This window comes from Streptomyces sp. B1866, from assembly GCF_031932565.1.
GTDB lineage: Bacteria > Actinomycetota > Actinomycetes > Streptomycetales > Streptomycetaceae > Streptomyces.
Genome location: NZ_JAVSCF010000315.1, coordinates 1 through 6,593, shown reverse-complemented (window position 1 = coordinate 6,593; position 6,593 = coordinate 1). Strand labels below are relative to the sequence as shown.

Genomic DNA, 6,593 nt, shown 5'->3' with positions numbered 1-6,593 from the left:
GGGCCGCGGGCCGCTCCGGCCGCCCGCGCGGACCCCGGCAGCCGCCCGCCCGGCCGATGGTTGCGACACGATAACGGAGCGCCCCGGCCAGGGTGGCGCGATTCATCTGCACGTAACATTCCGGACGTCTTCGTCACATGCGCGAAACAAGGAGGGGCATCGACTGAAACCGCGCTGCGCAAACCTCGTGGCGAAAACCGGCCCACCAAACATTTGCCCGCACGGGCCGACATTTCGAGGAGACGTCCACATTGAACGGCGCGGATACCGCATTCGTATTGATCAGTGCCGCACTGGTCATGCTGATGACGCCCGGCCTTGCCTTCTTCTACGGCGGCATGGTCAGGGTCAAGAGCACGCTCAACATGCTGATGATGAGCTTCATCTCGCTCGCCATCGTCAGCGTCCTGTGGGTGCTGTACGGATACTCCCTGACCTTCGGTGACGATATCGGCGGCGGGCTGCTCGGCAACCTGGACCACATCGGCCTCAAGGGCATCACCGCCAACAGCGAGGTCGGCCTCGACGGGCACCACATCCCGGTCTTCGCCTTCGCCGCCTTCCAGCTGATGTTCGCCATCATCACCCCGGCCCTGATCAGCGGCGCCCTGGCGGACCGGGTGAAGTTCGGTGCCTGGTCGCTGTTCGTCGTGCTGTGGGCGACGGTCGTCTACTTCCCCGTGGCCCACTGGGTGTGGGGACCCGAGGGCTGGATCGGCCTCAACGGCGACAAGGTGAAGGCCATCGACTTCGCGGGCGGCACCGCGGTGCACATCAACGCCGGTATCGCGGCGCTCGCCGTCGTCCTGGTCATCGGCAAGCGCGTCGGCTTCAAGAAGGACCCGATGCGCCCGCACAGCCTGCCGCTGGTCATGCTCGGCGCGGGTCTGCTGTGGTTCGGCTGGTTCGGATTCAACGCGGGCTCCGAACTCGCCGCCGACGGCACCGCCGCCGCCATGGCGCTCAACACCCAGGTCGCCACCGCCGCCGCCGTCATCGGCTGGCTCGTGTACGAAAAGCTGCGGCACGGCACCATCACCATGCTCGGCGGCGCCTCCGGCGCGGTCGCCGGCCTGGTCGCCATCACCCCCTCCGGCGCCTCGGTCAACGCCATGGGCGCCCTGGCCATCGGCGTCGTCGCCGGGTTCGTCTGCGCCTGGGCGGTCGGCCTGAAGTACAAGCTCGGCTACGACGACTCCCTCGACGTGGTCGGCGTGCACCTGGTCGGCGGCATCATCGGCACCCTGCTCGTCGGCGTCTTCGGTATCCAGGGCGGCGCCGGCGCCGCGAAGTCCCTCACCGACGGCGGTAGCATCGAACAACTGGGCCGGCAGGCCGCCGGCGCGGGCGCGGTCCTCGTCTACACCTTCGTGGTGACCTGGATTCTCGCCAAGGCCATCGACATGACCATCGGCTTCCGGGTCAGCGAGGACGACGAGGTCTCCGGCATCGACCAGACCGAGCACTCCGAGAGCGCCTACGACTTCAGCGGCGTGGGCAGCGCGGCGGCCCGTACGACACTCGGGAACCCCGGCAGCGACGCTCCCGCTCAGGGCCAGGCTAAGAAGGTGGACGCGTGAAGCTCATCACGGCGATTGTCAAGCCGCACCGGCTGGACGAGATCAAGGAAGCGCTGCAGGCGTTCGGCGTCCACGGACTGACCGTCAGCGAAGCCTCCGGCTACGGCCGCCAGCGCGGCCACACCGAGGTCTACCGGGGCGCGGAGTACACCGTCGACCTGGTGCCCAAGATCCGCGTCGAGGTCCTGGTCGAGGACGCCGAGGCGGAGGAGCTGATCGACGTCCTGGTCAAGGCCGCCCGCACCGGCAAGATCGGCGACGGCAAGGTGTGGAGCCTGCCCGTCGAGACGGCCGTGCGGGTACGCACCGGAGAGCGCGGACCCGACGCGCTCTAGCCGCGAGGCACCCGAAGGCCGCGGCGCCCCACCCGATTCCAGACAGGCGGAAGTAGGAGCCCCAGTTGACGGAAAGCGTCGATGAGAGGACCGGAGCTGCCGACTCGGGGCCCAGCGGCTATGCGGCGGCCCGGCTGCGACTCCTCCAGCAGGAGTCGCGGTCCGGGCCGCCGCGCCGTGCCGCCCTCGCGGAGCTCACCGACACCTGGCTGGCCGCGCTGCTGGCCGCCGGCGTCGAGGCGTCCGGGGTCGGCGGCGGCGTGGCCCTGGTGGCCGTCGGCGGCTACGGGCGCGGCGAGCTGTCCCCGCGCAGCGACCTCGACGTCCTGCTGCTGCACGACGGCTCGGCGGACCGCACCGCCCTCGCCGCCCTCGCCGACCGCGTCTGGTATCCGGTGTGGGACATGGGCCTCGCGCTCGACCACTCCGTACGCACCCCCGACCAGGCCCGCAAGACCGCGGCCGAGGACCTGAAGGTCCAGCTCGGCCTGCTCGACGCCCGGCACGTCGCCGGCGACGAGGCGCTCACCGCCGGCCTGCGCCACGCGGTGCTCGGCCAGTGGCGGGCCCAGGCGCCCAAGCGGCTGCCCGAACTGCACGAGCTGGGCCAGGAGCGCGACCGGCGCCACGGCGAACTCCAGTACCTGCTCGAACCCGACCTGAAAGAGGCGCGCGGCGGCCTGCGCGACGCCACCGCCCTGCGCGCCGTCGCCGCCTCCTGGCTCGCCGACGCCCCCCGCGAGGGCCTGGAGCAGGCGCGCGGCACCCTGCTGGACGTGCGCGACGCCCTGCACCTGGCCACCGGCCGCGCCACCGACCGGCTCGCCCTCCAGGAGCAGGACCAGGTCGCCGCCGGACTCGGCATACTCGACGCCGACGCGCTGCTGCGCCAGGTCTACGAGGCCGCCCGCACCATCTCCTACGCCAGCGACGTGACCTGGCGCGAGGTCGACCGGGTGCTGCGCGCCCGGTCCCAGCGGCCCCGGCTGCGCGGCCTGCTCGGCGGCCGCGGCGCCCGTACCGCGGACGTGCCCGGGGAGCGCAGCCCGCTCGCCGAGGGCGTCGTCGAACAGGACGGCGAGGTCGTCCTCGCGCGCGTCGCCCGCCCCGAGCGCGACCCCGTGCTGCCGCTGCGGGCCGCCGCGGCCGCCGCGCAGGCCGGGCTGCCGCTGTCCCCGCACGCCGTGCGCCGCCTGGCCGCCACCGCCCGCCCGCTGCCCGTGCCCTGGCCGGCCGAGGCCCGCGAACAGCTCGTCACCCTGCTCGGCGCCGGCGAGTCCACGGTGGGCGTGTGGGAGGCGCTGGAGGCGGAGGGCCTGATCACCCGGCTGCTGCCCGACTGGGAGCGGGTGCGCTGCCGCCCGCAGCGCAACCCCGTGCACCGCTGGACCGTCGACCGGCACCTGGTCGAGACCGCCGTGCGCGCCAGCGCGCTCAGCCGCCGCGTCGGCCGCCCCGACCTGCTGCTGGTCGCCGCGCTGCTGCACGACATCGGCAAGGGCTGGCCGGGCGACCACTCCGTCGCCGGCGAGACCATCGCCCGCGACATGGCCGCCCGCGTCGGCTTCGACCGCGCGGACGTGGCCGTGCTCGCCACGCTCGTACGCCACCACCTGCTGCTGGTCGACACCGCCACCCGCCGCGACCTGGACGACCCGGCCACCGTGCGCGCGGTCGCCGAGGCCGTCGGCAGCGCCTCCACCCTGGAGCTGCTGCACGCCCTCACCGAGGCGGACGCGCTGGCCACCGGGCCCGCGGCGTGGACGGCCTGGCGCGGTTCGCTCGTCGCCGACCTGGTCAAACGGGTCGCGGCCCTGCTCGCAGGCGAGCAGGCCCCCGAAGGCCCCGCCCCGCAGCGCGCCACGGCCGAGCAGGAGCGCCTGGCGGTCGAGGCGTGGCGCACCGGCGGACCCGTGCTGGCCCTGCACGCCCGGTCGGAGGCGCTGCCGCCGGACCAGGCGGCGGGCATCCGCCGGGGCGACCCGCCCACCGGCACACCGGCGGACCCCGCCGGCCCCGACGGCGGCCCCGCTGCCGATACCGAGCCCAGTACCGAGCCCAGTACCGAACCGATAGGTGTCGAGCTGCTGATCGCCGTCCCCGACCAGCCCGGCGTGCTCTCGGCCGCGGCCGGCGTGCTCGCCCTGCACCGGCTCACGGTGCGCGCCGCCGACCTGCGCACCGTGGAACTGCCCGAGGAGCTGACCGGGCCGCCGCCCCCCGAGGGCGGCGCGGGCGGCCCGGTGCCCCAGGAGCGCGGCCCGGGCGGCGGCGTGCTGCTGCTGAGCTGGCGGGTGGCCGCCGAGTACGGCTCGCTGCCGCAGGCCGTCCGGCTGCGCAAGGACCTGGTGCGGGCCCTGGACGGATCGCTGGACATCGCCGGCCGGCTCGCCGAGCGCGAGGCCGCCTACCGCAGGTACCCGCGCCGCCGCGGCGCGGGCGCGCCACCCCCGCGGGTCACGGTCGCGCCGGGCAGCTCCCAGCTCGCGACGGTCATCGAGGTACGGGCCCAGGACGCGCCGGGGCTGCTGCACCGCATCGGCCGCGCCCTGGAGGAGGCGGGCGTGACCGCCCGCAGCGCCCACGTCAGCACCCTGGGCGCCAACGCGGTGGACGCCTTCTACGTGACCGACGCCACCGGCGCCCCCCTGGACCCGGTACGCGCAGGCGACGTGGCCCGTACGGTGGAGGACGCCCTGCGGTAGAGGGGCGGCGGCCCGGCCCGTACCGCGCGCCGCGGGTCCCGCGCCGCCGGTCCCGACGGCGCCGCGCGCCCCGCCGGCGGCGTACGGTGGGGCCCGTACGGCGGCAGGAGCCGTCCGGACCGGGCGGGAAGCCGCGCATACGGCGGCGGACCGGGCCCCGCCCGGCAGGGAAGGGCGCTTCGCCCCGCGGGCCGGATACCCTGGGAGGGCTGCCGTCCGACGCTCCGTGCCCGGCGCCCCGGAGCGCAAGCCCCGAAGCCGCCGCGAACCCGTCCAGAGGCGTTACGCCCCCAGCCCCCGACCCCGAGGACCGACGACCGCCGTGTTCGATACGCTTTCCGACCGCCTGGCGAGTACCTTCAAGAACCTCCGGAGCCGGGGCCGCCTGTCCGAGGCGGACATCGACGCCACCGCGCGCGAGATCCGCGTCGCGCTGCTGGAGGCGGACGTCGCGCTCCCGGTGGTCCGGGCGTTCATCGCCAGGGTCAAGGAGCGGTCGCTCGGCGCGGAGGTCTCCCAGGCGCTGAACCCGGCCCAGCAGGTCGTCAAGATCGTCAACGAGGAGCTGGTCGGCATCCTCGGCGGCGAGACCCGCCGCCTGCGGTTCGCCAAGACCCCGCCGACCGTGATCCTGCTCGCGGGCCTCCAGGGCGCCGGCAAGACCACCCTGGCCGGAAAGCTCGGCCACTGGCTGAAGAGCCAGGGCCACGCGCCGCTGCTCGTCGCCTGCGACCTCCAGCGTCCGAACGCCGTGGGCCAGCTGTCGGTGGTCGCCGAGCGGGCCGGCGTCGCGGTCTTCGCGCCCGAGCCCGGCAACGGCGTCGGCGACCCGGTCAAGGTCGCCCAGGACTCGGTCGAGTACGCGCGCACCAAGCAGCACGACGTGGTGATCGTGGACACCGCGGGCCGCCTCGGCATCGACGAGGAGCTGATGCGGCAGGCGGCGGACATCCGCGACGCCGTGCGCCCCGACGAGATCCTGTTCGTCGTCGACGCGATGATCGGCCAGGACGCGGTGAACACCGCCGAGGCGTTCCGCGACGGCGTGGGCTTCGACGGCGTGGTGCTCTCCAAGCTCGACGGCGACGCGCGCGGCGGCGCCGCGCTGTCGATCGCGCACGTCACCGGCCGGCAGATCATGTTCGCCTCCAACGGCGAGAAGCTGGACGACTTCGACGCGTTCCACCCGGACCGCATGGCGTCCCGCATCCTCGGCATGGGCGACGTGCTCAGCCTGATCGAGAAGGCCGAGCAGACCTTCAGCCAGGCCGAGGCCGAGAAGATGGCGGCCAAGCTGGCGAAGGGCCCCAAGGAGTTCACGCTGGAGGACTTCCTGGCGCAGATGGAGCAGGTCCGCAAGATGGGCTCCATCTCCAAGCTCCTCGGCATGCTGCCGGGCATGGGCCAGATCAGGGAGCAGATCAACAACCTGGACGAGCGGGACGTGGACCGCACCGCCGCCATCATCAAGTCCATGACCCCGGCCGAGCGCCAGGACCCCACCATCATCAACGGCTCCCGCCGGGCGCGCATCGCGCGCGGCTCGGGCGTCGAGGTCAGCGCCGTGAAGAGCCTGGTGGAGCGGTTCTTCGAGGCGCGGAAGATGATGTCGAAGATGGCCCAGGGCGGCATGCCTGGGCTGCCGGGCATGCCGGGCGCGGGCGGCGGGGCCACCAAGCGCAAGCCCAAGCAGCAGCAGAAGAAGGCCAAGGGCAAGCGCCGCAGCGGCAACCCGCTCAAGCGGGCCCAGGAGGAGCAGGCCGCGGCCGAGCGCCGCGCCCGGGGCGCGGGCAGCGGCGGCGGCGCGTTCGGCCTGCCGGCGGGCGGGGACAGCCAGGACTTCGAGCTGCCCCAGGAGTTCAAGGACCTGCTGCCGCCCAAGTGAGCCCGGCGGCCCGGCGCCCTGGGCGCGTACCGTGCGCGCGGGTCCGCGCCGCCGGTGCGCGGCGCCCGCGCGGGGCAGCGGCCGCCCG

Annotated in this window: 4 protein-coding genes; all 4 read left to right on the top strand. The window is 74.4% G+C overall.

From position 1 onward, the window contains the following. Nucleotides 1–251: 251 nt before the first annotated feature. The 4 genes from RKE29_RS26840 (at nucleotide 252) to ffh (ending at nucleotide 6,505) form a co-directional block, all read left to right on the top strand. Nucleotides 252–1,580, top strand: a complete 1,329-nt coding sequence (locus RKE29_RS26840; RefSeq protein WP_312008253.1) for an ammonium transporter — start codon at nucleotides 252–254, stop codon at nucleotides 1,578–1,580. Next, nucleotides 1,577–1,915 (top strand): P-II family nitrogen regulator, encoded by a 339-nt coding sequence (locus RKE29_RS26835; protein ID WP_312008252.1) that lies wholly within the window; start codon nucleotides 1,577–1,579, stop codon nucleotides 1,913–1,915. The genes RKE29_RS26840 and RKE29_RS26835 overlap by 4 nt, the downstream gene beginning before the upstream one ends. A 65-nt stretch (nucleotides 1,916–1,980) precedes the next feature. Beyond that, nucleotides 1,981–4,620, top strand: a complete 2,640-nt coding sequence (locus tag RKE29_RS26830) for a [protein-PII] uridylyltransferase (protein ID WP_312008251.1) — start codon at nucleotides 1,981–1,983, stop codon at nucleotides 4,618–4,620. 322 nt (nucleotides 4,621–4,942) lie between these two features. Further along, nucleotides 4,943–6,505: a signal recognition particle protein gene (gene ffh / locus RKE29_RS26825; RefSeq protein WP_312008250.1), complete on the top strand. Its 1,563-nt coding sequence runs from the start codon at nucleotides 4,943–4,945 to the stop codon at nucleotides 6,503–6,505. Nucleotides 6,506–6,593: the final 88 nt, after the last annotated feature.